Origin of the sequence: Pseudohongiella spirulinae (assembly GCF_001444425.1) — a bacterium.
GTDB classification, from domain to species: domain Bacteria; phylum Pseudomonadota; class Gammaproteobacteria; order Pseudomonadales; family Pseudohongiellaceae; genus Pseudohongiella; species Pseudohongiella spirulinae.
Window position 1 is genome coordinate 3206310 of record NZ_CP013189.1, and the last position, 22610, is coordinate 3228919.

Consider the following 22610-nt stretch of genomic DNA (forward strand, 5'->3'; position numbering starts at 1 on the left):
TCTGTAGTCGTGGTTTGCACACGTAGTCCCTGTAAGGAAGCCCTCATGGGGCAGGTACACTGACTGCCCCTTTTTTCCGGCAACCATATGCAGGGATCATGCTAATCAACAGGTGAGCCGTATGTTTGACATTGATCCCTTCATTCTTGCCCGCGCTCAGTTTGCTGCCAATATCAGCTTTCATATCCTGTTCCCGTCCATCACTATCGGACTGGGCTGGATCTTGTTGTTTTTCCGCCTGCGCTACACCATGACGGGCGACACACACTGGGAAAACGCCTATCACTTCTGGGTAAAAATTTTTGCTCTGTCCTTTGCCATCGGCGTTGTATCAGGCATCACCATGAGCTTTCAGTTTGGCACCAATTGGCCAGGGTTCATGGAAAGAACCGGGAACATATCCGGCCCGCTGCTCGGCTATGAAGTGCTCACCGCGTTTTTCCTGGAAGCCACGTTTCTGGGCGTCATGCTGTTTGGAAAAAATCGCGTTTCCAATAAAGTTCATCTGCTCGCCTGCTCGCTGGTCGCAATAGGCACCACGCTGTCGGCATTCTGGATTCTGAGCCTGAATTCCTGGATGCAGACACCTACTGGTTACGTAATCGAAGACGGTGTCTTTTATGTCGACAGCTGGCTGGCAATCATCTTCAATCCTTCATTCCCCTATCGCCTGGCACACATGTTAATCGCTTCCATGCTAACCGCCGCCTTTCTGGTGTTGGGCATCAGCGCCTGGCGCATGCGCATGAAGGTTGACGGTCCGGCAACTGCCAAAGTATTCAAGGCCATGACGGTGATCGCCATGATATTCGCGCCACTGCAGGTTTTTGTTGGCGATCTTCACGGACTTAATACCTTTGAGCATCAGCCAGCAAAAGTGGCAGCTATCGAAGGCGTCTGGGAAACGCACAGCGGAGTTGGCTTCACTCTCTTTGGCTTCCCTGATGAAGAAACCCGCACGACGCGATTCGCGCTTGAAATCCCATATGCTGCCAGTCTGATACTGACGCATGACATCAACGGCGAAATCCGCGGCTTAAATGAGTTCGAAGGCGAACACCCTCCGGTTGCCATCGTATTCTGGTCCTTCCGTGTCATGGTCGGCATCGGCATGTTGATGATCCTGGTCGCCTGGTGGTCCGGATGGCAATTGTTCCGCCGCAAACAAAAGCCGGGTGTCTGGCTGTTGCGTGCCGCATCCTGGATGACTTTCTCGGGATGGGTTGCCGTACTGGCAGGCTGGTATGTCACCGAAATCGGCCGGCAGCCCTGGATAGTTCAGGGCCTGCTGACCAGCGCCGAAGTGGTGGCGGATCATTCCAGTGGCATCATGCTAAGCACGTTCACGGGTTACATGGCACTGTATGTATTCATCCTGATTTCTTACATCGCCACACTTCGATACATGGCTACCAAACCGGCTGCGTCACTGATGGCAATGAATCAAGTGCCGGGTCAATCCACTCAACCGATCGCGGCGGCACGAGGATAAGCATATGGACCTGGATTTCTGGTTACCTTTATTTTTTGCCAGCGCCATGGGGCTGGCCTTGTTGATCTACGTGATTCTGGACGGATATGACCTGGGCATTGGCTTGTTACTGCCGCTGGCCAATGAGCACGACAAAGATCTGATGATAGCCTCCATCGGTCCATTCTGGGACGCCAACGAAACCTGGATTGTGCTTGGCATAGGCATTTTGCTGATTGCCTTTCCGCAGGCGCACGGCCAGATACTCACAACAATGTATATTCCCGTCACGCTAATGTTGATGGGATTGATACTTCGCGGAATCGCCTTTGATTTTCGTGCCAAGGCGGTGTCCCATCGCAAGCGTATGTGGAACGCGATTTTTTCGACCGGTTCGCTGATCACCGCGTCAGCTCAGGGCTGGATGCTCGGTACCTACATCACCGGCCTGGGGCATGGTGGACTGAACTACCTGTTTTCGGTGTTGATCGCAGTCACCTTGCCCGCGTTATACATACTGCTGGGTGCGGCCTGGCTACTGATCAAAACCGAAGGCGCACTGTTTGACAGAGCATTGGTCTGGGCACAGAGAGCAATTCTACCAATGGGCTTTGCGTTACTGCTGGTCTCCATAGCAACTCCCCTGGTCAGCCAGGCTATTGCTGCCAAATGGTTTACCTTTCCTGACGGGCTTAAATTACTGCCTATTCCATTGCTCAGCACTGCGCTTTATACCAGCCTGCTGTGGCTGCTGTTTGATCAGCGTGCGCTGCGCCAACCCGGTAAAGAGTGGCTGCTGTTTGGTGGCCTGATCGCGCTATGCCTGCTGGCCGGGCTGGGACTGGCATACAGTATTTTGCCGGACATCATTATCGGCAAGATGACTATCTGGGAATCCGCTTCCAGCACTGATTCACTGCTGTTTACCTTCTGGGGAACAGCTATCGTCCTGCCAGCGATCATTGCCTACACGTTTTTTGTGTACCGTATTTTTTCTGGCAAAACCACAACACTCACTTACGAATAATACAGAGGGGATATCGCTATGAACAGTACGCTCAAACCAGAAGTTTTTACATTCTACGACCAGCAAACATTCACTTTCTCGTACGTGGTCAAGGACCCCACTTCCAATGACTGCGCCGTCATTGATTCGGTACTGAATCTGGACTACAACTCGGGCAGGATCAGCTATACCTCGGCCAATGAGATCATCGAACATATCCAGAAACACAAGCTGAATCTGGTTTGGCTGATCGAGACTCATGTTCATGCCGATCACCTTTCAGCAGCTCCTTATATCCAGGAGAAGCTGGGCGGAAAATTGGCCATCGGTGCGCATATCACCACTGTGCAGAATGTGTTTGGCAAGGTGTTCAATGCCGGCACTGAGTTCGCCCGTGATGGCTCTCAGTTTGACCACCTTTTTGAGGACGGTGAGGCTTATCAGGTCGGCGCCCTGCAATGCAAAGCTATTCACACGCCCGGTCACACACCGGCCTGCATGACTCATGTAATTGGTGATGCCGCATTTGTTGGCGACACTCTGTTTATGCCTGACGGTGGTACGGCGCGCGCTGACTTCCCCGGCGGCGATGCCCGCACGTTGTATCGCTCTATCAAAAAAGTGTTGAGTCTGCCGGGTGATACCCGTCTTTTCATGTGCCACGACTATCAGCCTGACGGTCGCGAAGTTGAGTATGAAACGACCGTCGAAGATGAGCGTGCGCAGAATATTCATGTGCATGACGGCATTACTGAAGATGAGTTTGTTGCCATGCGTGAAGCACGCGACGCCACACTCGATATGCCGGTTCTGATCCTGCCCTCATTGCAGGTCAATATGCGGGCCGGGCATTTCCCGCCAGCAGAAGATAACAACATGATCTATCTGAAAGTGCCAATCAACGCCCTTTAAAAGATCATTGTTTATACCGCGGAGGTACCCATGAACATTAAAAAAATGACGGATGAATTTTCAGTAACTGAACAGTTGAGCCCGGAAGATTTGACAAACGTGGCTGACGCAGGATTTCGCACGATTATCTGCAATCGTCCGGATGCGGAGGAAGGTCAGCAATACCCGCTGGACATGATCGAAAACGCGGCGAATGCCAATGGTATAGACGTCCTATACGTGCCAGTTGTACACGATACGATCTGTTCTGCCGATGTGCGCGAATTCACCAAAGCGTGGAGCGGCGCAGCCAAGCCTGTGCTCGCCTATTGCCGCTCGGGTCTGCGCTCCTGCACTTTGTGGTCACTAATGAGGATCAGCAATGGCGCCAGCAGTAACGCTGTCATAGAAGAGGCCAGCAAAGCCGGTTTTGACTTCAGTAGTTTCAAAGAAAAATTTGCACATGTAATTGCAGAGATTTCTGGCATATCAGATTCGACAAAAAAGCAAAAAGATCCAATTAATGAGGCACAGGTTATGAGCTATCAGGAAACCCAGTATGATGTGGTAATAGTAGGTGCTGGCGCATCCGGAATTTCGGTTGCATCAAGCCTTCTCAGTCGCGAACGTCGGCTACGTATCGCGCTAATCGATCCTGCAGAAACACACTACTACCAACCAGGTTTCACCATGATTGGTGGTGGTGTTTTCGATGCCGAAGAAGTCAAACGCCCAATGGCGTCACTGATTCCCAAAGGCGTCAAGTGGATATCTCTGGCTGTTGAGTCTTTCGAACCGGAAGACAATGCAGTTGTTCTGAACGACGGCTCGCGTGTTGCATACAAACGCCTGATTGTTTGCCCGGGTATTAAATTGAACTGGGATGCAATTGAAGGCCTGCCTGAAACACTGGGCCGCAACGGTGTCACTTCAAATTATAGAGCAGACCTGGCGCCTTATACATGGAAATTGATTAGCGGGATGACGTCAGGCAAGGCGGTATTCACACAACCACCGATGCCGATCAAATGTGCCGGCGCACCACAGAAAGCGCTTTACCTGGCCGGTGATCACTGGTTCAGACATGGTCTGATTGACAATGTGGACATCTCCTTCTACAACGCCGGAGCCGTGTTATTCGGCGTCAAGGACTATGTACCTGCATTGCAATCCTATATGGATAAGTATCAAGCTGAACTGCATTTCTCTCATAAACTGGTAAAAGTGGATGGCGATAAAAAATTAGCCTGGTTTGAGACTACAGATGCTGACGGCAATGTACAAACTGTAGAGACAGACTTTGATATGTTGCACGTCTGTCCACCACAAACCGCGCCAGATTTTATTCGCAACAGCCCGTTGGCTGATGAAGGGGGCTGGATTGACGTGGATCCCGGCACGTTGCAACACAAGAAATTCACAAACATCTGGGGGCTGGGTGATGCCGCCAATACCAGCAACGCTAAAACGGCCGCCGCGGTGCGTAAGCAGGTGCCTGTGGTTGCCGCCAACATCGTGGCAGACATCAAGGGTCAGCCGCAGCAATATCACTATGATGGATACGGTTCCTGCCCGCTGACCGTGGAGCGCGGCAAGATCGTTCTTGCAGAGTTCGCCTATGGCGGCAAGCTGATGCCAACATTACCGGTATGGATGCTGGATGGCACCAAACCGACGTCGATGGCCTGGCACATGAAAAAGAGCATGCTGCCGGCACTTTACTGGCATGGGATGCTGAAAGGTCATGAGCTGCTGGTTAAGCCGGTGGCCGGCTGAGGCGCTGGGGACGGAGGCGGTTACCCTGGGGACGGAGGCGGTCTCTGTCCCCAGGGTAACCGCCTCCGTCCCCAGCGCCTCACTCGATCAGGTTATAGATACGCCTGATCGCTCTGACGTCGGCACCTGCTGCACGGATTTGTGGGTAGTTTGCGCTGTGGTTGGTCATGTCGATCTGCTGGGCGGCATCCTCTGCGCTTAGACCACTGCGCTTTAGCTCGGCGGTTTTGGCCCACAGGTCGCGCAGATAAGCCTGGAAGGCATCTATACGTTCGCGGCTCTCAACCAGAGGACCGTGGCCTGACAGCAGGATGTCAAAATCCAGGGCTTTGATTCGCTCCAGCACATCTGCCCATTCGTTTGCGTAAGCGTCACCCATGTAAATCAGATTCTGGCCTACCAGGTCGCCGGCATAGAGGATTTTTTCGTGCGGCAGAAACACAACCACGTCACCTCCGGTGTGACCTCTGCCTGTATGGATGAGTTGTATTTCCCGACCGCCGCCAACAACATCCTGGTAGATTGTCATGGTATCACTGACGGTTATATTTGGCGGAGTGGGCTCGATCTGCGCCACTGAATTCAGGTGGGCTTCGTGCATGGCAATCTGTCCCTGGATTGACGCCCGCTCGTGTACATCATTGGACTGCTCAAGCTGCGCACGAAGACGCTCTATTTGCACCGGGACTCCCTGCGTGAAGCTGATAAACGTCGATTCTTCCAACACATTACCCAACTCACCGTTCAATTTCTCGCGGGTATACTGCGAGCCGATTATCTCAACATCACGCGGAAACACTTGATTACCGTGAGCGTGATCAAAGTGGTAATGCGTGTTGATCAGGTAACGAACCGGCTTATTGCTGACCGCCTTGATCGAGTCCAGCAAGGCCAGACCTGCATTAGGCGACACATGGGAATCCACAACCAGCAGGTCATGCAAGCCTTCGATAAGCATGGACTGGCTGGTGAGGTTCACCGCGCCAGTCGCCGTGATGAAGTAGATGCCATCAGCCACCGGTGTAAAGACGTGGCTGCGGGTTTCTATCACACCCGAGGACTGTACGTTCTGAGCAGAGCTTATACTGAGCACGGTCAATAGCGACATACCGATAGCAGCGGCTGCAACAAGCGCCAGTAGACTCTTTTTATTCTTCATGGTTGCTCCTTGATAGTAACGCTGGGGACGGAGGCGGTCTACGTCCCCAGAGCGCTGGGGACGTAGACCGCCTCCGTCCCCAGCGTTACTGCAGAATTTTGATCCACTCGCCCGGCTGCGGATTACCGATCGGGTAGTAGCCGTTCAGCAGGCGCAGTGTTTCTTCCGGGTACTGGGGGATCGGGCTTCGAGCTGCCAGGGCACGCCAGTCAAAACCTTCGGTGACCTGCACGTAGCGCACGCGCAGGCTACTGCTGCCGGAGCGCTCGTTCATCTGGATGGCTCTGAAAGTGCGGATGGACGACAGCAGCAGTCGATCCAGATCCTGCACGGCTTCAGGGTCGGGAATCTCCGCCCGGAATACAAAGACACGTGGCCCCAGATAGATGGCTGCTACGCGCTCATGGTTGCCAGCATCATTGGTATGGGTGCCCGTGTACCCGATCAGTCGATACTGTGACAATGCTTCGGACTGCTGCAAATCAGCGATGCCCAGATTCTCGCGGATATACAAGCGAGGCTCTTTGTTTTCCTGTAGCCGCTGCGCTTCGACGCGAATTGATGCACTGCCTTCTGGCGCGCTGGCCGTCACAGTTGTGGGAGTCTCACGGATCGACCAGGCATCCGGAAACACCATGGTGTAACTAAGCAGGTCCTGATAATAGCGGTTACGGTCCCCGGTGCTGGTGACATTCTCTCCAAATGGCAAGCCGTCGATGTGCTGACGGAAGATCAGCGGATCAGTCTCACGCATCTGGTCGGCCGACAGATTTCCAGCCTGCGAAACGGCCTGCTGCAAGCGAACATCGTTACGCGGGTGCGTGGTAAACAGACCGTGATAGCTCGGTTGACGCTGCGCCACGCGGACATTGAAATCCTCCTGACTTTTCAGCACGCTCAGCACATCGATCATGGCTCGCGGGTTATAGCCAGCATTGTATAAATACTGAGCACCCAGACTGTCGGCTTCCAGCTCATTCTCCCGGCCAAAACCACTGACTCCGGCTGCCGCCCAGATAGAGCCAATCTGCGCCAGCTCAGAGCCGATATAACCGCTGCCCGTCGCAACGGCAGCTACCACACCACCCACCGTTGCGGCGGCGCTGCCGAGACGGCCACGGGCCTGCTGCTGGATTGCATGGCGTGCGGTAATATGCCCCACCTCGTGCGCAAGCACCGCCGCCAACTCATCTTCAGATTTCAGGTATAAAAGCAGACCGCGGTTGATGTAGACATAACCACCCGGCAGGGCAAAAGCGTTAATCTCGGGACTGTCGATAACGGTGAAGGTATAACTCAGATCAGGGCGATGACTGGTCCTCGCCACGCGTTGCCCGACTTCGTTCACATAGGCATTGAGCGCTTCGTCTTCCATGATACGCATGGAGGCGAGCACCTTCTCATGTTCCTCCTGGCCAATCTCCAGCTCGCGCCGCTCGCTCATCAGTACAAGATTACTCTGCCCGGTGGCAGGATTCACGGCACAGGCCTGCAGACCAGTGGCCAACAGAATGCCCGCCAGCACTGTCAGCCGGATGTAGTTGCCGCCCCACTGCAGGATCATATCAACCGCCTTGCACAAACTGCTTGAGCTGATCGGCCAGACTATTGCAGGCATTGGCCTCAACACGGGCTATCAGCGGAATGGGCACAAATACGGCGGGCATATAAGACTGACCGCTGGCATCGGCGCTGATTGTGCCTACCGCCAGATTGGACGAAACATCCCATACCCGGGCCTCAAAACTGGAGTCATCTTCCCAGGAGCCAAAGCCGAAGCAACCACCGCCACCCGGGCCTACAGTGCAGGAAATTGAACCCATGCGATTGGATGTCTCCGTCTGGCCATCCAGCCAAACGATATATCGCACCCCGAACTCATTCATCTTGTCACTGACCATGGGTTGCGCCATCAATTGCTGCAGGTCGTCACTTCGCAGCGGTGCCGTGCGCGGCTCAAACCAGGGAAACAGCGCATCCACGAACTGCTGCTCCGGCACCACGTTCAGCCCATCACGCCCGCGTGCCATGCGATCACCAACACACTGCACAAAATCGGCGGCTGTCTCGTACCCTGCGCCCTGACGGCGACCCAGAATAACAACCGTTTCTCCTGTGTTCAGGCCGGTTTCCGCCTGACGGAATTCATCAATCGTGGTGCTGGTGCAAGCCGACAGCGCGGCCAGCAAAACGAGCCAAAGACCGGGCCAGAAACGTTGCCTGGCCAGCGTCAGACACTTGTTTTTGATCTTCATGCTGACTCCTGTTTCAATTGCCTGATAGCTGGAGTTGTTGTCTGCTTAACCAGTCCCGGATATCAGGCACTGCCCGAAAACTGATTGAAAAATTTGAAGCCAGATCCCGCAAGGCCGCTACTGCCGCATCATTAATACCGCGCTCTGCCGACGTAAAATTACCCTGCGTCGATTTACCATAAGCGGTCATTACCCAGTCCGCCACATAAGATCCATCCGCGCCGGTCATACGCATGTTGTACTTTATCCATACCTCATAAGCATCCAGACGGGTTTTCTGCGGCATGCCCAGCTGAAACTCATCAATCTGCGGCATAAACACAGCATCCACTCCCCTGGCACCCGCTTCCGTGGGGTTATTCAGCACCACGACCTGCGAAAACATCGCGGGCAACACTGTGTTAAACAGCTCCATATGAGTATTACCGGCTGCAACCAGATATTCTTCCTTACCAGTATCAGACAATTCGGTGTAGATATAGTTGCGCAGGTCATCACTGTAGTACACACCCAGCGTTAGCGGCAGCGGTGGCACATTGGGGCTCGGATAGCTGCCCTGCACCTCAACGGTGCTTGCCGCGCAGGCCGTCAGGCTGACCAGCGCCAGCAGTACCAGTAGTCGGAAGGATTTAATGCTGTTGATCACCACGCACTCCTGCAGTTACTGATAGGAATTGAGGCCGACAAAACTGCCGCCGTTTCGCTCTGCCAATTCGCGCATCAGGGTAGCAAAGCGATAGACGCTTTCATGATAACGCGGGTCCAGGTCAAACAATACCGGAAATCCGACGGCGTGAATACGTACCAGTCGGCTACCGTCTGAGCCGGCCTGATTGATTCTATCCACCGTTTCCACCACCCGGGTAATCGATCCGCCAGGCTGAAAGTCATCGCCAAAGACATAAATACTCACTTTCTGGCCCGGCTGGTAGAAAGTGCTGATCGCGCGCGTAATGCCTTCAACAGGACTGCTGTTACTGAATGGAGACCAATTACGCAAGGTCGAGATAATGGCCTGGCGACGCGCCGGGGTATCCGGGATCCACTGACCACGGTAGGCCGGGAACATATAGTCACCCATATCATTCATGACCTGTATGCCCCGAACCTCCGGATAAACATCCAGCACCTCACTGATCATGTCCAGCACCCGAGGCCAGGCGTTGTAAAACATACTACCCGAGGTGTCGATAAGGAAAATAATATATTCGCTATCCACCGGAATACCACCAATCACATTGTTGCTGCGCGTGAAATCCTGGCCCAGCAAGCGCTGCATTTCAGCGGTCAGCGACTGGCGGGCAATGGCCAGTCGGTTTTCTTCCTCACTGACTTCCTCGGCCAGCTGGCTTGAGGTTTCGAAACGCCCCTGAATATTGGACATCTCGCGCTCAAGGCGGGCAATACGGTCGCGATAAGCAGACAACTGTTCCCGCCGGGCATTGAGGTCGCGGTTTGCAATTTCGGTTTCGCCCCGGATCTCAAACAGCGTCTGTTGCAGCTCGGCGATCGGCTGATCCCGCTGCACTGCGGTAAACTCGAGACTGACCGGCGCCGAATTTTCAGTAATCATCAGCAACAGGATAATGGCCCCGAAACCACAGGAAATCACATCCAGAAAGGCGATACTGGAGCTGTCTTCTTCGCGTTTTCTGCGTCTGCTCATGGCCAGTCCCGTGACGGTGTGATGAAAGAACCCCGACTGATCTGTCCCAACTGCCAGAATGCAGCAGCCGCTGCCGGGTCGCCTTCCATTGGCAGCAATATCGTATTGACCGGAATATTGCGGGGCAAACTTTCAATGGCTTCGGCGTAGAGATTCAAGCGCTGGCGCGGCGTGATCGTCGTCGCGTTGCTCGGTCGGTTGCTTTGTGTGGGCAGGCTGTCGGTAATCAGGTAAACGTTATCCGGCGGCGGGTTCATGCCCGCAATCGCCTGAAACGCAGCCTGCAGGTTGTTACCGCCGCCAGGCACAACATCCTGCACCGCCAGAATGACTTCGTTCAATTGATCCTGGTCGGCAACTTCCAGCCACATTCCCTCAGTACCCTCCAGCACAGGACGCACCGTCTCATCAAACGCCAGCACCTGATACTGGCTGATCACTGGCAATTGACTGCTTATCCACTCCACGATTCGCACTGCCCGCTGCCACTTGGGCGCCTCTTTTTTGACCCGGTCCGGCATGTTGCGTGTGCGTATGACGTTGACCAGCGTATCGTCCAGCATACTGGCTGAACTATCCAATAATATGACGATGCGATTACCGCCCAATAACATGCCTGACAGATACTGTCTGTCACCGTCACCCAGAAACTGTCGGCTACTCTGTCCGCGTTCTTCCTCGGCACTGGCCTGCAGGCGCAACAACTCTTCTTCCATGGCGCGGATATCAGCTCGCAGCGCTTCCAGACTTTCCTCGGTTGCCATTGAATTGCCTTCAAGCGCGGCGAGCTGCGACATAAAATCATCGATCTCACTTTGTATACGCTCTGCCAGCCCCTGCGCCTCTACAACCTCCAGACTTACTTCGTTGAGCGTATTTCGAATTCGAAACAGGTTCTCTTCACCTTCGGCGATGTCTTCTTCCAGCAGACGCACTTCAGCAGTCATATTGGGGTCGGCTTCCTGGCGGGCTTCCGTGGCAGTATGGTCAAGAATAAGAAACAGCAGCACCACGGCACCAAAGCCGCAGGACATCACGTCAAGAAATGCCAGGCTCAGTGGATTGAATCCACCGCGTTTTTTTTTAGCCGACGCCATGATGCACTCTGATCAATTGTAATTGCCGGCCCTGGTGATTTATAAGCTCACCAAGCCGATGTTTTTGCAGCAGCTCTGTCAACTCCTGCTGGCTGAATACCGGTTGATTATTCAATGGCCAGGCAGAACCATCTACCAACAGATGTGTTGCCGCCGCAGGCTGAGGTTCGTTTTTTGTCGCCTGCTCCCTTGTACGCAGGTTGACGCTGGTCAGATATGGCACGGCCGTTTCATTGCCAGGCAAGTCATTAAGCAATTGCACACAGCTGTGTGCCAGCTGCTCACCACTGACTATCTGTTTTTGCTGTCCGAAGTGCTGCACCAGCCCCGGAATGGAGGCAGAGCGTGAGGAAATCAACAGCGGAACGTCGCTCGCATCGACATCTGAAAACTGCAGCAGTTGCTGGCTCAATTTATCCAGCGCAGGACTTATGCTTTCCCGCAAATCGGTAGCCGACACACTCGCTTTATGAGTCGATTTATCGGTCTCTATTTCTACTACAATTTCATGCGCGCCCGCGGCAAGAGTACTCAGCCATTGCGGCAGTTCGTTGAACAGCTGCTGCTCCCATTGCGCGCTGTGCTGCGGGTTGAAACGGCATTGGGAAATGAACTCATCATTCACTGTCTGCACCAGCGCATTGCTCATGGCATCCCAGCCGGCACTCTGGGTCTGCAATACCTGCTGTCGCACCAGTCGCTGACCTTCTTTGCGCATAACAGTGAACACAGCCTGATGCAGTTGCAGGTCAAGATAGACCAGATAATCAGCCTGAGCGTTGGACCCGGCAGCGGCGGCGATACCGCTGTCCAGCATTGCACTGACTGTAAAGGGACTGTGTCGCACAATGCCACTCAGAATGGCTAATTGCTCGCGATTGAAGTTACCGGGCACCGCCAGCACCACTGGCCCCTCATAGTCAGCCAGTTCGCCCAATTGCAGCAAATGCGCATGCGCCATATCCGCGTAATGCCGAAAATTGGCCACCGGCCTGGACAGAGGCGACATGCTCAAACGGTTCCAGAACTCGTTATTGGTGCTGACCGGATGCAGGCGACTTTGACTGGCCGCCTGCACACCAAATTGGGGCTGTTTGCCAATACTGAGCACGTAACCCGGACTGCTGGCCAGCAATTGACCGTCCTGATACAGACTCAGTGCCTGATCGTTCAATTCCAGAACAGCACTCATGCTGGCTCCGCAACTCCGTTGTCAGGCAAGGTGCGCGTCGGAGCCTTGCCGGGTACCTGCAGAAAATTCACCAGATGATTATCGCAGTATGTTTGTGTATCCAACACCAGACGGTCCTGGATCAATGATAATTGGTGCAGAACAAACATCAACATGATACTGGTCAGCAAGGCCACAAAGGTTGAGTTAAACGCCACACCAAGACTGACCGTAACACCCAGAATATCGCCGGTCACCGCCTGATGTGCCTGACCCAGGGCCGTACCAATGCCGCGCACTGTGCCCAGGAAGCCGATTGACGGTATCGCCCACGCGATATAACGGACAATTGCCAGCTCGCTTTCCAGCCGCTCCGATTCGCTGTCACAGACATCACGGACAGTGGCTGCCACATCCTGCACGTTGCGTGTAGTACCGAATCGATGCAAACCTGCCAGCAAGGCACGCGGTAACAGGTAGGCGCGTTCCTTCTCTGGCAGAGCCTGAACCGGCCTGGCATATTGCCTGGCGTCTTCCGGCAAAATACTGGTGCCATCCGAGACCTGCAAGAGCTCGCGATCAAGCAACGAACGCTCCCTCATTGTGCGCAGTGTTTTCATACCAACGATGGACAACGCCCAGAGGAACAGAATGATGCAGGTTTCCTGCTCAAAGTCCTTCATGACAATATAGATAGAACGCTCCGGCACATAATTCTCATCGGCTTCCTGCATCATGGTCTGCTGTTGCTGAATGATCTCCGCATTAGGCCTGATAACGGCCACATACACGGCATGTACCACAATCACGACAATGATCAGGGCGAAAATCTGGTAGATAATTTCAGACAGATACTTTTGTTTCATTCAGCGATCCTGCTATCTGTTAAATGTCGACTGGAAACGAGACGCCCAGATCCTGGGAGATTTGCTCAGAAGGTATAAAGCGACCTGGTGCTTCTCCTTCAGCTCGTTGTATGGGTTGGCTGTCAATGTCAGGCCTGTCCGCATCATTATCTGCAGCACTCTCCTGATTGCTCTCAGAAGATTGTTCGGTCTGATCGGTTTGATCGTCTGAAGAGGTTTCCTGCGCCTGCAACGGTGTGAGTGTCATAAGCAGGCAGGCAGCAAACAGCCAGACAATGCGCTTGTGTGTCATTCAAGGTACCTCGCGACGCGAAAACCCAGATCATTGCGCGGCTCTTCTCCGAAGTCACGATAGGACGCACGCAGTTCCACGATGGAGCCATGTGACCAGGCCGACCCTTTGATGGTGCGGTAGCGTCCCTCTTCCGGCCCCAGTGGATCTGTTTCGGTCACTGAGCTCAGACCACTGACCGCTCCGTAGACATCATGCATCCACTCAGACACATTGCCACCCATATCAAAGAAACCGCGGGCATTGGGCGGGAACGAGCCAACATTGGCAGTACCTGCATAACGGTCATCGTAGCCACGCAAATACTGCCCCAGAAAAGCACTGGTTGACTCATCAGCAAAGTTCCCCAGGCCGGCTTCAGGGGGCCAGGTATCCCCCCATGGGAAACGATAACTGTTACCGGCATCGTCGGTCCGTGCAGCCCACTCCCACTCCGCCTCTGTCGGAAGCCTGTAGCCTGTTGAGCTGGCATCGAATCCGCTCACCTGACCGTCTTCAATGATATAAAACGGCTGCAGTCCTTCCTGTTCACTCAGCCAATTGGCATACATCACAGCATCCAGCCAGGAGACCTGCACAACGGGCTGCTGCGGCAAATCCAGTGACTGGCCCTGCAATACGCCAGATGCATGATCCGGCCGAAAGCGCTTAAACTGTTCGTTGGTCACCAGATTAAGTGACAGATAAAAAGGTCGCTCCAGGATGACATCGCGAAGCGTCTCGTTGGCGCGGCGGCCCGGCTCGCGCCTGGATGAACCCATGGTATAGGCGCCAGGATACATCAACGTCAGGGTCTGGCCACCGGCACTGGTAATCACCGGCTCAATAGATTCCAGGCGAGCCTGCTCTTCAGTTTTTAACTGAACGCGAATTTCCTGGTCCAGACCCGGCCGCGAGGTGAAATTTGTTGTGTAGGCCACGTAGCCCTCTTTGCGGATTTCGATGCGCTGATTGGCCGCCAGCAATTCGACAGTCTGATTGGCCGCACCCATTGCACGCCCGTCAACAAACAGTTCCGCATCGGGCGGGTCTGCAATTACCCGCACCAGATTGGTCACTGGCGTCAGTGCAACCGTAATGTCGCTCTCTTGCTCTGCCGATGTAGTAATTCGCTGCACGGCCGTCTCGAAACCCGTTCGGAACAAGCGCAGTTCGTGCTGCTGTCCGGGTGGCAGAGACACCTCCAACGGCGTCTGTCCACGGAACTCACCATTGATGGTTACATTGGCATTGCCTGGCTCGGAACGTATGAAAACCAGGCCGTCGGCCTGTTCCAGACTAACCTCAGGCAATTGCTGATCCTGCCCGGCTATTATCTGTAGATCATCTTGCCATGCCTTGAAGCCAGCCCGCTTTATCGTGACTTCGTAGGCACCCTGAAGCATTTCCAGACGAGCAGGTGTCACACCCAACAATTCACCATTGGCAATGATGTCCGCACCGGGCGGGTCACTGCGGAATTCGACGTGCGCCCATGCCGGGTCAAGTGTAATATCAAATTCCTGCTCGGCCAGACGTCCCTCTATAGAGATAGTTTGCGAGGCGTTCAAATAGCGACTCATCTCTGCCTGCAGCGTGTAGTCGCCAGGTGGCAATTCCAGCGCCTGCACCGGAGCAGCCCCGATATCGACACCATCAAGAAGCAGACGTGCACCGGTCAGCGGCTGATATTGCGCATCCAAAACACGAATATCTGCATAGCCCGGACGCGGCTGCATGGCAATGGCACGTGTCTGAGCCTGTTCTTCTGAAATCTGTAACTCTGAGCTGCTGTCAAAATAGCCATAGGCGCTCAAGTCAACCTGATACGTACCAGGTCGCATCAAATAACGCGGACCTATCCGAACGGCGAAACCATCGGTAATCTGAATGTCAGCCAATGGCGGGTCGGTATCAATAAAAACGGATCTGGCGGTTAATACAAACCAGCCGGCGGCGACTGCAAGTGATAAGGCAAGCAATACAAGTGCGTGATACCAGCGCGGTCGCCACTTTATCTGCCGACCACCTTTTGGTGGCGGGGAGAAATCAACCGGGGTGATGATTTCAACGGCATCATCGTGTCCGGGTTCAACATGTTTATCCTGCATCAGTTTAACGCCTGTCCAGAGCTGCAAGCTGCTCACTGCATTGAACCACAACAGCCTCTGGCTGATCGTCGATACCTACAACAAACTCCTCACGCACATCGCGATATCCCGGTCGCGTGCCCACAGCCACATAGCGACCGGGTGTCAACATCAGTGTCGTCTGGGAAAAGGCACCTAGCTCACCGACCCGGTATATTGTTACCTGTGTGGCATTGTCGGACATCAATCGGATTTCTCTCGGCTGTGTCATCTGCTGAAGTAGTTCTTCGGTTTGCTGGATCTGCGATTTCAGTCTGGTTCCCAGTGCATCCTAGTTTTGAGCCATCAGATCCTGTGCCAGATCACTTGCCACCCTGAACACGTCCAGTGCTTCCTGATAAGCGGCAGCATCAGACAGACGCAAGGGATCGTCCAGATTAGTCTGCAGCAGGGTATCGAGCTGTAGACGACGCTCAGAGTAATCTTTACCTTCCTGGGCGAAAACCAGATTGGCGTCCAGATCCAGTGCCGCGGCGTAGGTATCGATGGCCTGTTGCCATTGCTCCTGTTGCTCATGGCGCTCGGCCTGGAGGCGGTATTGTTCAATGCGCACCAGGGTTAACTGCTCACGGGTCTGGGTAATTGCTTCGTTGGCCTGCTGTGAACCGGGCCGCACCTGCAAGGCGCGCTGGAAGGCAGTGATTGCCGATTCAGCTTCTCCTCGATCCAGTAATGCAAACCCTTCTGACATGATGCGAGTGAACTCTGCGTCGATCATTCGCTGCTCATTGTCCTGACGCAGTGCTGTCGCACGATCATGCAAGGGGTCAAGTAACACAGCCTGATCGTAGAGTGCCTGTGCCTGCGCAAGTTCGCCGCTTTCCTGTAGTTCACCGGCATCGCTGAGCAATGCCTCCACCTGGTCCAGTGTCTCGGCTCGCTCTCGGCCGACAGCAACATCTTCACTGGTCGGATCAAGGCGGGCAGCCAGCTCGAACCGGGCCAGTGCAGTTGTTGCGTCTGCAGCTTGCAGCGCAGCCTGACCTTCTTCCATTATGCGCGCCAGCACTGTGTCTGTCTGATCCAGCAATGCACCGAGACGCTGGTCTCCTTCCTGATAAGCCGCTGCCGCATCACTGAATGCGCCGGTGCGATAGAACTCGTCACCACGGCGAGCAGCCTCCAGACCCTGACTGAATTGTTCAGCTGCCCACTGCTCGACGCCCATCATTTCGAGTTCTGACTGCTTATTCAGCAGATCAGCCAGAGCGTCCTGAGCTTCGCGCCTCTGACGGGCCAGCTGGGCTTCTTCAAAAGGAGAAATGGCGGGGGGTTGGGGAGCATCCGGTGACGGCACAATCGCAGCTGGGGGCTGCTCAACACGCTTGACCAATGGCAACTCGTATCGCTCAACTACTTGCGGCAATACAAATATGACGGCCAGCGCCAGCAAACTGAGCGCGGCCAGACCAACCCAGACCCAGGGCGAAATACCTGACTTTCCTGCTGCTGCCATTAAAGTCCACCGGTCTCCGTCAGATAAATCTCCATGAGGATGTCCTGCCACTGCTCATACTGCTCTTCCACGGTGCCGCTGAGCATGATGGTGCGGTCTTCCAGTTCGATGACCTTGGGAGCCACTTCCGCCTGCAAGGACTCACCGATTTCCTGTAGCGCCGCAATATGCATACTGGCTTCTGCGGAGCGGTCAAAACCGCTGCGCACCAAATAAGCACCGGCACCTACGCCAACAATACCGGCCGTCTGCGCAGCGGCATTATTCTGTCCGACAGCCGCAATGCCGCCAGCGATGGCTGCAGCACCTGCCACAAAACGTCGACGTGCGGAGCGCTCAGCCTCCTCAAGTTGCAGGGTCTCCCGGAAACTGACTTCGCGCCAGGCATCGTAAGGCCCGCGCATTTCCCGGACGTATGTCGCGTAATAGTCCTGAATGGTATCGACGAACAGGTAGTCACGTTCGCGGATATCCCGAATGCGCGCCATGGTCGGATCGTTGTCGGCCGGCAGGCGCACGGCACTGGTAATGCCACGATTGTCAGTCTGCAGATAATCAGCATAAATTTCCGGCGCAAACTCCGCAGCGAATTTCAGCTCTGCCACGGTGCGGATATTGCGCATGTCATCGTTGCTGATATTCTGCTGACGGTATGCAAGCATATCGTTGGCAATAGTATTGTAGATGACCTGAAAGGGATCGTGTGACTGTCGCTGCGACGGGTCATAGTTATACTGGCTGATATGCTCTTCATATTCCTTGCTGAACCACTGTCGGCCGGTGGCGTCGGTCACGGTGATGTCGAGAATCATGCCCTCACCATTGGACAGCAGAATCTGACCATGGACGTAGACATCCATCACGCTGCGCTCGGTAGGAATGACGCGCACAACGCCCCAGTTTCCCGAACGCTGCAACGTGTCCGCCATCAGATAAGGCGCATAGCGAGACTCGGCGCGGCGAATTTCAAAGTTGGTGCGCTCAAGATCGCGGCGCTCAACCTCATCAATACCGGGATCAAATACCTTGACCCCTACGTCCAGAATCAGATCTTCATCCATCGGCAAGGTGCCCTGCACCACGGGCACAAACTCGGTCGATTTAACCGATGTGGTCGCACAACCACTCAAGCCCAACAAAAGCATCGCTGTTAGCGCGAATATCGGTTTCAGTGCCTGCATACTTCCGTCCTCTTGACCCGTCTGATCAATTGCTGATGCCAGTGTAACGGCGATATTCATCCCAAAGCGCTTCACGCAGCTCAGGATCCGGCTCGCGCATGGCGGCCTCTCTGATCTGGCGGGCAACAACATCATCGTCCCGACCCGATGGCGGAATATCATCCGGTATCGGATATTCCCCCTGCTCGCCAGACGGGCCGCCCTGCAGGCCGCCGACCGACCCGCCGGAGCCACCGGCCTGAGGACCCTGTCCGCCGCCGTTCGACGCTATCACGCCGCCCTGACCTTCGCCAGTACCTTCTATGCTGCCCCGGCCTGCGGCTGTAACACCCGGCAAGCCACCAGGCTCACCTCCACCACCGGGCTGATTAGCCATGCCACCAGAGCCACCCTGACCCTGCTCATCATAAAGTCCGGCAGGATCAGCACCCACTTCATTGCTCTGTCGTTGGGCACGGCTGCGCTCAGCCAATATGAGACCATCAAAATCTTCGTAGCCACGACCCAGCGCGCCATCTAGCACGGCCACGCGCTCAGCAGCGGTCATCACACCACTGCCGGTACCACTACCTGACCCTGCACCAGCGGGAACACCTGACACACTTCCCGCACCCGCAGCACTGCCACTCCTATTTCCAGTTCTTGTCTGGGAGCCTGGTATGCCTCCCGGCAAACCGCCTGCAGCGGTTGTGCCGCCGCTACCCGATCCTGCTGAGCCTGATGGCATGGCGCCACCGACAGCACCAGCAATTCCGCCAGTACCCGCGCTGCCACCGGTCTGCATAGTGGCCCCACCTGCCGCTGATTGCGCACCCGTACCTGTCTGCTGAGTACCGCCACTGGTGGTCCTGGATCCGCTCTGACCAGAGCTGCCTTGCGGCATTGAGCTGCCGCCTGCGCTTGCTGCCTGCGCTCCCCCGGATTGCTGACCAGTGCCGGACTGCTGCGAACTTGAGCCCGATTGCTGAGAGCTGCTGGCACTCTGCTGAGAGCCGCCACCCTGGCTGGATGATCGCCGCCCGCTGGAGAAGTCCGGCAGGCGCGATGAGGCGGTGGATCCTGCTGAACCAGAGGGCATAGAGGAACTCGACGGCATGGACGATCCGGAAGATGGCATGGACGGCCCTGATGATGGCATCGATGAGCTGCTGCCGCCAGATGACGACGAAGACGAAGACGAGGATGACGAAGACGACGGCATCTGCGGCATTTGCGGCATACTGGACTGAGTCTGCTGGGTGCTTTCACAGGCACTGAGAATCAGCGCTGCCGCGCCCAGACCCAACACCGTTTTTCGCATCGATCTACTCATTTTCCTGAACCCCGGAATGTCGTGTTTTCAGTAACTTAATAAGACCGGCTGAGGCCGGCATTATTGCGTGACCTGCGAGACGCCTTCAATCTCGTAGGGGAAACGATAAACCAGCCCGGTCATATCGACGGGCTCACCGTTTTCGATTCGCGGTCGCAAGAGACTGTCGCGCAAAGCTCCAAGCATACGGCGCCGAACTCTGTCATCGTCGTCCACACCACCATCAACAACATTGACGTTGGTTGCACGCCCAAAACGATTGATGTCAAAAGCAATGGTCAGATAATCGTACTGACCCTGCTGCTTCGTCGCTGCTGGCCGTCGGGGCTGCAGGGAGCTGGCATGTTGCGGTACCGAGGCATTCTGCACAGCCGAAGGTCCCAGTCGCGGCTCAAAGCTCGGCAGCAACACAACCCGATCAAATACATCGTCCGTCGCTACCTCATGCTCTGCAATCAGATCCCAGGCATCCCGATAAGTGCTGCGGGCGGCCTGCCGCCTGTCAAACAACAGGTGCCAATCGGCAAGGTCCAGAACAGCCTCCGCCTGCTGCCGGATCAACTCATCATGCACGGCTGAGCCCGGGTCGGCCTGCGCAACGTGCTCGGCACGTATATCAATTATTTTCTGCAGCGCCTCTTCGCCGCGCACGAAAGCATTGTTGCGTCCGCGCGTCAGTTCGCCGGTCAGTCCATCAGCCCAGGCATCGTCGATCCGGCGCTCGGCACTGTATACCGCTTCCGACCTGCCCAGCACGTTGGTGCGATGCATCAGCCAGGCGATAAATGCCTGTTGCCGAAGATATTCTTCCTTGGGAAACTCCAGTTGCTTGCCGTGTTTGTCCATCAAAGCCACGGCGACGCTGTAAAGTTGATAAGCATCCAGAAGACGGGTCGACGGAATTTCCCCGCGCCGGTCTGCAAAGGCGTCCATATTCCACTGTGCGTAATCGACAAGACCCGGAATCAATCCCGGATCACTGTCTTGATAAGTCCTGCTCTGCACATAAAACGCGTACTGTCGCAGACCATCGGCGCTATCCCACTGGTTCAGAGCCAGATGGCTTTGCACCTGCAGCATGATGGCCGGTAACTGCTGCAGACTGAACAGGCCATGATTGATACGGCTGATGTGAACCGCGCGCTCGAACTGTTCCAGTGCACCTTCGTGATCATTGGCATGTTGCAATGCGCGTCCCAGATCCAGAAGCGTTTCGCCTAGCTCTGCCCGCCAGGTATCGCCCGGGCTTTCCATTTCCAGCAGGCTTGCCCGAAGCTGTTGAACCCTTTGCACGGCCTCGGCATCCACTTCGATCTCAACGGTCTCATCGACCTGTGCCATTAACGGCACCGGCAACATCAAAAGAGCCGTGCCAGTCAGCATGCGAATATAGCGCCTCGCCGATCGAGGTGAACTGTCACGCTCTGTGAACCACTGTCGGAAAACCATAACGCTCTCCAATCTTCAGAATCGTCGTCTTATTATTCAGATCTTTGTAGTCCGCTCTATGGAAGACCGCAATCCTGACTTTATAATGTACAGCCTATGTTGCATTTGCAAGCGTGAGACCAATGCCCGAACTACCCGAAGTCGAGACCAGCCGCCGCGGCATTGATCCGTATGTATCCGGCCACACCGTCGTTTCCAGTCTGGTCAGACAATCAAGTCTACGCTGGCCAGTTGCACAGCAGATCACCTCTGTGCTACCCGGCCAGACCATCACCCACACCAGCCGTCGCGGCAAATATATGTTGCTGCACACGGGTCACGGCACGCTGATCATTCATCTGGGCATGTCCGGAAGTCTCAGGATAGTCGATAAAAACGCACCTGTGCGTGCGCACGATCACATCGACCTCATATTGGACAGCGGCCATGTACTGCGCTATCACGACCCACGACGGTTCGGCGCCATGCTCTGGTCTGAAGACAGTGACCCGTTGACCCATGATTTATTACGCAATCTGGGACCGGAACCACTGTCAGATGAATTCGACACCGCCTGTTTATTCAGACGCAGTCGCGGGCGAAAGGTTCCAATAAAAAACCTGATTATGGATAGTCGAGTGGTAGTGGGTGTCGGCAATATTTACGCCAATGAAGCACTGTTTCTGGCCGGCATACGTCCTGATACACCTGCCGGACGGCTATCGCGCGCTCGTTGTGAGCGCCTGGTCACACAGGTCAGACATGTCATCGCAAAAGCAATTGCGGTGGGGGGCACAACCTTGCGTGATTTCGTGGGCAGCGACGGCAAACCCGGCTATTTCAAGCAATCTCTGCACGTCTACGGGCGCGCAGGAGAACCCTGTACACAGTGCGGATCTGTGCTGCAGGAAATTCGCCTGGGCCAACGAAGCACGGTTTTCTGCCGGCGATGTCAGCGCTAGGAAGCTGACTTCTGCTCATTCAGGTGGGCGATCATGGCCTCGTTGACCAGAGGATGCACAAATCGCGATATGTCACCGCCGTAAGAAGCAATCTCTCGAACCAGCGTTGAAGAGATATAGGACAGGTGTTCATCCGGCGCCATAAAAATAGTCTCGATGCCCGGATCCAGCGCCCTGTTCATGCCAACGAGCTGAAATTCGTATTCAAAATCTGCCACCGTCCGCAACCCGCGCAGGATCACATCAGCGCCCCGCTCGCGTACAAAATCAATCAGCAGCGTCTCAAAGGCACAGACTTCCACGTTATCAAGATGTCCCAGCACCTTCCTTGCCAGCTCCACGCGGCGCTCCGTCGACAGCGAGGTTGTTTTCTGACGGTTGACGCCAATGGCCACGATGACCTTGTCGAATAGCTTGGAGGCCCTCTCAACCAGATCGGTATGGCCGTTGGTGATAGGGTTAAAGGTACCCGGGTAAACCGCTGTTTTCATG

The 22610-nt window shown here is 55.0% G+C and carries 23 protein-coding genes; 6 read left to right on the top strand and 17 right to left on the bottom strand.

Going from position 1 to position 22610, the window contains the following annotated elements; all coding sequences use genetic code 11:
* Nucleotides 1–121 precede the first annotated feature (121 nt).
* Genes PS2015_RS14725 through PS2015_RS14740 form a run of 4 tightly spaced genes read left to right on the top strand, consistent with a single transcriptional unit; the run spans nt 122 to nt 5144 of the window.
* Nucleotides 122–1492, top strand: a complete 1371-nt coding sequence (locus PS2015_RS14725; protein ID WP_058022939.1) for a cytochrome ubiquinol oxidase subunit I — start codon at nt 122–124, stop codon at nt 1490–1492.
* Between the two features lie 4 nt (nt 1493–1496).
* On the top strand, nt 1497–2498 hold the full coding sequence (locus PS2015_RS14730; protein WP_058022940.1) for a cytochrome d ubiquinol oxidase subunit II: 1002 nt from the start codon (nt 1497–1499) through the stop codon (nt 2496–2498).
* 18 nt (nt 2499–2516) lie between these two features.
* Nucleotides 2517–3389, top strand: coding sequence for an MBL fold metallo-hydrolase (locus PS2015_RS14735; RefSeq protein WP_058022941.1), 873 nt, complete (start codon nt 2517–2519; stop codon nt 3387–3389).
* Nucleotides 3390–3419: 30 nt separating this feature from the next.
* A complete protein-coding gene (locus PS2015_RS14740) occupies nt 3420–5144 on the top strand; it encodes a bifunctional protein tyrosine phosphatase family protein/NAD(P)/FAD-dependent oxidoreductase (protein ID WP_058022942.1) in 1725 nt (574 codons plus the stop codon).
* A gap of 79 nt (nt 5145–5223) precedes the next feature.
* On the opposite strand, the gene PS2015_RS14745 is transcribed toward PS2015_RS14740, so the two are convergent.
* From PS2015_RS14745 to PS2015_RS14815, 15 genes are all read right to left on the bottom strand, one after another.
* Nucleotides 5224–6303, bottom strand: a complete 1080-nt coding sequence (locus PS2015_RS14745) for an MBL fold metallo-hydrolase (RefSeq protein WP_058022943.1) — start codon at nt 6301–6303, stop codon at nt 5224–5226.
* Nucleotides 6304–6388: 85 nt separating this feature from the next.
* On the bottom strand, nt 6389–7867 hold the full coding sequence (locus PS2015_RS14750) for a M48 family metalloprotease (protein ID WP_058022944.1): 1479 nt from the start codon (nt 7865–7867) through the stop codon (nt 6389–6391).
* Between the two features lies 1 nt (nt 7868).
* On the bottom strand, nt 7869–8558 hold the full coding sequence (locus PS2015_RS14755; RefSeq protein ID WP_058022945.1) for a hypothetical protein: 690 nt from the start codon (nt 8556–8558) through the stop codon (nt 7869–7871).
* Between the two features lie 13 nt (nt 8559–8571).
* Nucleotides 8572–9204, bottom strand: a complete 633-nt coding sequence (locus PS2015_RS14760; RefSeq protein WP_058022946.1) for a hypothetical protein — start codon at nt 9202–9204, stop codon at nt 8572–8574.
* A 15-nt stretch (nt 9205–9219) separates the two neighbouring features.
* Nucleotides 9220–10224 carry a hypothetical protein gene (locus PS2015_RS14765; protein ID WP_058022947.1) on the bottom strand — a complete coding sequence of 335 codons (1005 nt, stop codon included), beginning with the start codon at nt 10222–10224 and terminating at the stop codon, nt 9220–9222.
* The gene (locus PS2015_RS14770) at nt 10221–11321 is read right to left on the bottom strand and encodes a vWA domain-containing protein (protein WP_058022948.1); all 1101 of its coding nucleotides are present in this window, start codon (nt 11319–11321) and stop codon (nt 10221–10223) included. The genes PS2015_RS14765 and PS2015_RS14770 overlap by 4 nt, the downstream gene beginning before the upstream one ends.
* Nucleotides 11308–12513: a hypothetical protein gene (locus PS2015_RS14775; protein ID WP_058022949.1), complete on the bottom strand. Its 1206-nt coding sequence runs from the start codon at nt 12511–12513 to the stop codon at nt 11308–11310. The genes PS2015_RS14770 and PS2015_RS14775 overlap by 14 nt, the downstream gene beginning before the upstream one ends.
* Nucleotides 12510–13358, bottom strand: a complete 849-nt coding sequence (locus PS2015_RS14780) for a MotA/TolQ/ExbB proton channel family protein (protein ID WP_058022950.1) — start codon at nt 13356–13358, stop codon at nt 12510–12512. The genes PS2015_RS14775 and PS2015_RS14780 overlap by 4 nt, the downstream gene beginning before the upstream one ends.
* 19 nt (nt 13359–13377) lie before the next feature.
* Entirely contained in the window at nt 13378–13650 is a 273-nt protein-coding gene (locus PS2015_RS14785) for a hypothetical protein (RefSeq protein ID WP_058022951.1), read from the bottom strand.
* Nucleotides 13647–15740 (bottom strand): PEGA domain-containing protein, encoded by a 2094-nt coding sequence (locus PS2015_RS14790; protein ID WP_058022952.1) that lies wholly within the window; start codon nt 15738–15740, stop codon nt 13647–13649. The genes PS2015_RS14785 and PS2015_RS14790 overlap by 4 nt, the downstream gene beginning before the upstream one ends.
* A 4-nt stretch (nt 15741–15744) precedes the next feature.
* Nucleotides 15745–15990, bottom strand: coding sequence for a hypothetical protein (locus PS2015_RS14795; protein ID WP_156412761.1), 246 nt, complete (start codon nt 15988–15990; stop codon nt 15745–15747).
* A 60-nt stretch (nt 15991–16050) separates the two neighbouring features.
* The gene (locus tag PS2015_RS14800; RefSeq protein WP_058022954.1) at nt 16051–17235 is read right to left on the bottom strand and encodes a tetratricopeptide repeat protein; all 1185 of its coding nucleotides are present in this window, start codon (nt 17233–17235) and stop codon (nt 16051–16053) included.
* Nucleotides 17235–18416, bottom strand: coding sequence for a hypothetical protein (locus PS2015_RS14805; protein WP_058023422.1), 1182 nt, complete (start codon nt 18414–18416; stop codon nt 17235–17237). Before PS2015_RS14805 ends, PS2015_RS14800 begins: the two co-directional genes overlap by 1 nt.
* A 25-nt stretch (nt 18417–18441) precedes the next feature.
* Complete coding sequence (locus PS2015_RS14810) at nt 18442–18963, bottom strand: hypothetical protein (protein WP_058022955.1); 522 nt, start codon at nt 18961–18963, stop codon at nt 18442–18444.
* Nucleotides 18963–19397, bottom strand: coding sequence for a hypothetical protein (locus PS2015_RS14815; RefSeq protein ID WP_058022956.1), 435 nt, complete (start codon nt 19395–19397; stop codon nt 18963–18965). Before PS2015_RS14815 ends, PS2015_RS14810 begins: the two co-directional genes overlap by 1 nt.
* A gap of 71 nt (nt 19398–19468) precedes the next feature.
* Between PS2015_RS14815 and PS2015_RS15670 the strand changes: the two genes are divergently transcribed.
* The gene (locus PS2015_RS15670; RefSeq protein WP_156412763.1) at nt 19469–19645 is read left to right on the top strand and encodes a hypothetical protein; all 177 of its coding nucleotides are present in this window, start codon (nt 19469–19471) and stop codon (nt 19643–19645) included.
* A 143-nt stretch (nt 19646–19788) separates the two neighbouring features.
* On the opposite strand, the gene PS2015_RS14820 is transcribed toward PS2015_RS15670, so the two are convergent.
* The gene (locus PS2015_RS14820) at nt 19789–21177 is read right to left on the bottom strand and encodes a hypothetical protein (RefSeq protein WP_156412764.1); all 1389 of its coding nucleotides are present in this window, start codon (nt 21175–21177) and stop codon (nt 19789–19791) included.
* Between the two features lie 122 nt (nt 21178–21299).
* Between PS2015_RS14820 and mutM the strand changes: the two genes are divergently transcribed.
* Nucleotides 21300–22118, top strand: a complete 819-nt coding sequence (gene mutM / locus PS2015_RS14825) for a bifunctional DNA-formamidopyrimidine glycosylase/DNA-(apurinic or apyrimidinic site) lyase (RefSeq protein ID WP_058022958.1) — start codon at nt 21300–21302, stop codon at nt 22116–22118.
* Here the strand turns inward: mutM and coaD are convergent.
* Nucleotides 22115–22609, bottom strand: coding sequence for a pantetheine-phosphate adenylyltransferase (gene coaD, locus PS2015_RS14830; RefSeq protein ID WP_058022959.1), 495 nt, complete (start codon nt 22607–22609; stop codon nt 22115–22117). The genes mutM and coaD overlap by 4 nt on opposite strands.
* Nucleotide 22610 lies beyond the last annotated feature (1 nt).

Coding starts and splice junctions, on each gene's coding strand:
- PS2015_RS14725 (WP_058022939.1), top strand. CDS start 122: ATGTTTGACATTGATCCCTTCATTCTTGCCCGCGCTCAGTTTGCTGCC.
- mutM (WP_058022958.1), top strand. CDS start 21,300: ATGCCCGAACTACCCGAAGTCGAGACCAGCCGCCGCGGCATTGATCCG.
- PS2015_RS14800 (WP_058022954.1), bottom strand. CDS start 17,235: ATGGCAGCAGCAGGAAAGTCAGGTATTTCGCCCTGGGTCTGGGTTGGT.
- PS2015_RS14770 (WP_058022948.1), bottom strand. CDS start 11,321: ATGGCGTCGGCTAAAAAAAAACGCGGTGGATTCAATCCACTGAGCCTG.
- PS2015_RS14810 (WP_058022955.1), bottom strand. CDS start 18,963: ATGACCGCTGCTGAGCGCGTGGCCGTGCTAGATGGCGCGCTGGGTCGT.
- PS2015_RS14745 (WP_058022943.1), bottom strand. CDS start 6,303: ATGAAGAATAAAAAGAGTCTACTGGCGCTTGTTGCAGCCGCTGCTATC.
- PS2015_RS14785 (WP_058022951.1), bottom strand. CDS start 13,650: ATGACACACAAGCGCATTGTCTGGCTGTTTGCTGCCTGCCTGCTTATG.
- PS2015_RS14780 (WP_058022950.1), bottom strand. CDS start 13,358: ATGAAACAAAAGTATCTGTCTGAAATTATCTACCAGATTTTCGCCCTG.
- PS2015_RS14765 (WP_058022947.1), bottom strand. CDS start 10,224: ATGAGCAGACGCAGAAAACGCGAAGAAGACAGCTCCAGTATCGCCTTT.
- PS2015_RS14795 (WP_156412761.1), bottom strand. CDS start 15,990: ATGACACAGCCGAGAGAAATCCGATTGATGTCCGACAATGCCACACAG.
- PS2015_RS14805 (WP_058023422.1), bottom strand. CDS start 18,416: ATGCAGGCACTGAAACCGATATTCGCGCTAACAGCGATGCTTTTGTTG.
- PS2015_RS14735 (WP_058022941.1), top strand. CDS start 2,517: ATGAACAGTACGCTCAAACCAGAAGTTTTTACATTCTACGACCAGCAA.
- PS2015_RS14750 (WP_058022944.1), bottom strand. CDS start 7,867: ATGATCCTGCAGTGGGGCGGCAACTACATCCGGCTGACAGTGCTGGCG.
- PS2015_RS14775 (WP_058022949.1), bottom strand. CDS start 12,513: ATGAGTGCTGTTCTGGAATTGAACGATCAGGCACTGAGTCTGTATCAG.
- PS2015_RS14790 (WP_058022952.1), bottom strand. CDS start 15,740: ATGCAGGATAAACATGTTGAACCCGGACACGATGATGCCGTTGAAATC.
- PS2015_RS14755 (WP_058022945.1), bottom strand. CDS start 8,558: ATGAAGATCAAAAACAAGTGTCTGACGCTGGCCAGGCAACGTTTCTGG.
- coaD (WP_058022959.1), bottom strand. CDS start 22,609: ATGAAAACAGCGGTTTACCCGGGTACCTTTAACCCTATCACCAACGGC.
- PS2015_RS14820 (WP_156412764.1), bottom strand. CDS start 21,177: ATGGTTTTCCGACAGTGGTTCACAGAGCGTGACAGTTCACCTCGATCG.
- PS2015_RS14730 (WP_058022940.1), top strand. CDS start 1,497: ATGGACCTGGATTTCTGGTTACCTTTATTTTTTGCCAGCGCCATGGGG.
- PS2015_RS14740 (WP_058022942.1), top strand. CDS start 3,420: ATGAACATTAAAAAAATGACGGATGAATTTTCAGTAACTGAACAGTTG.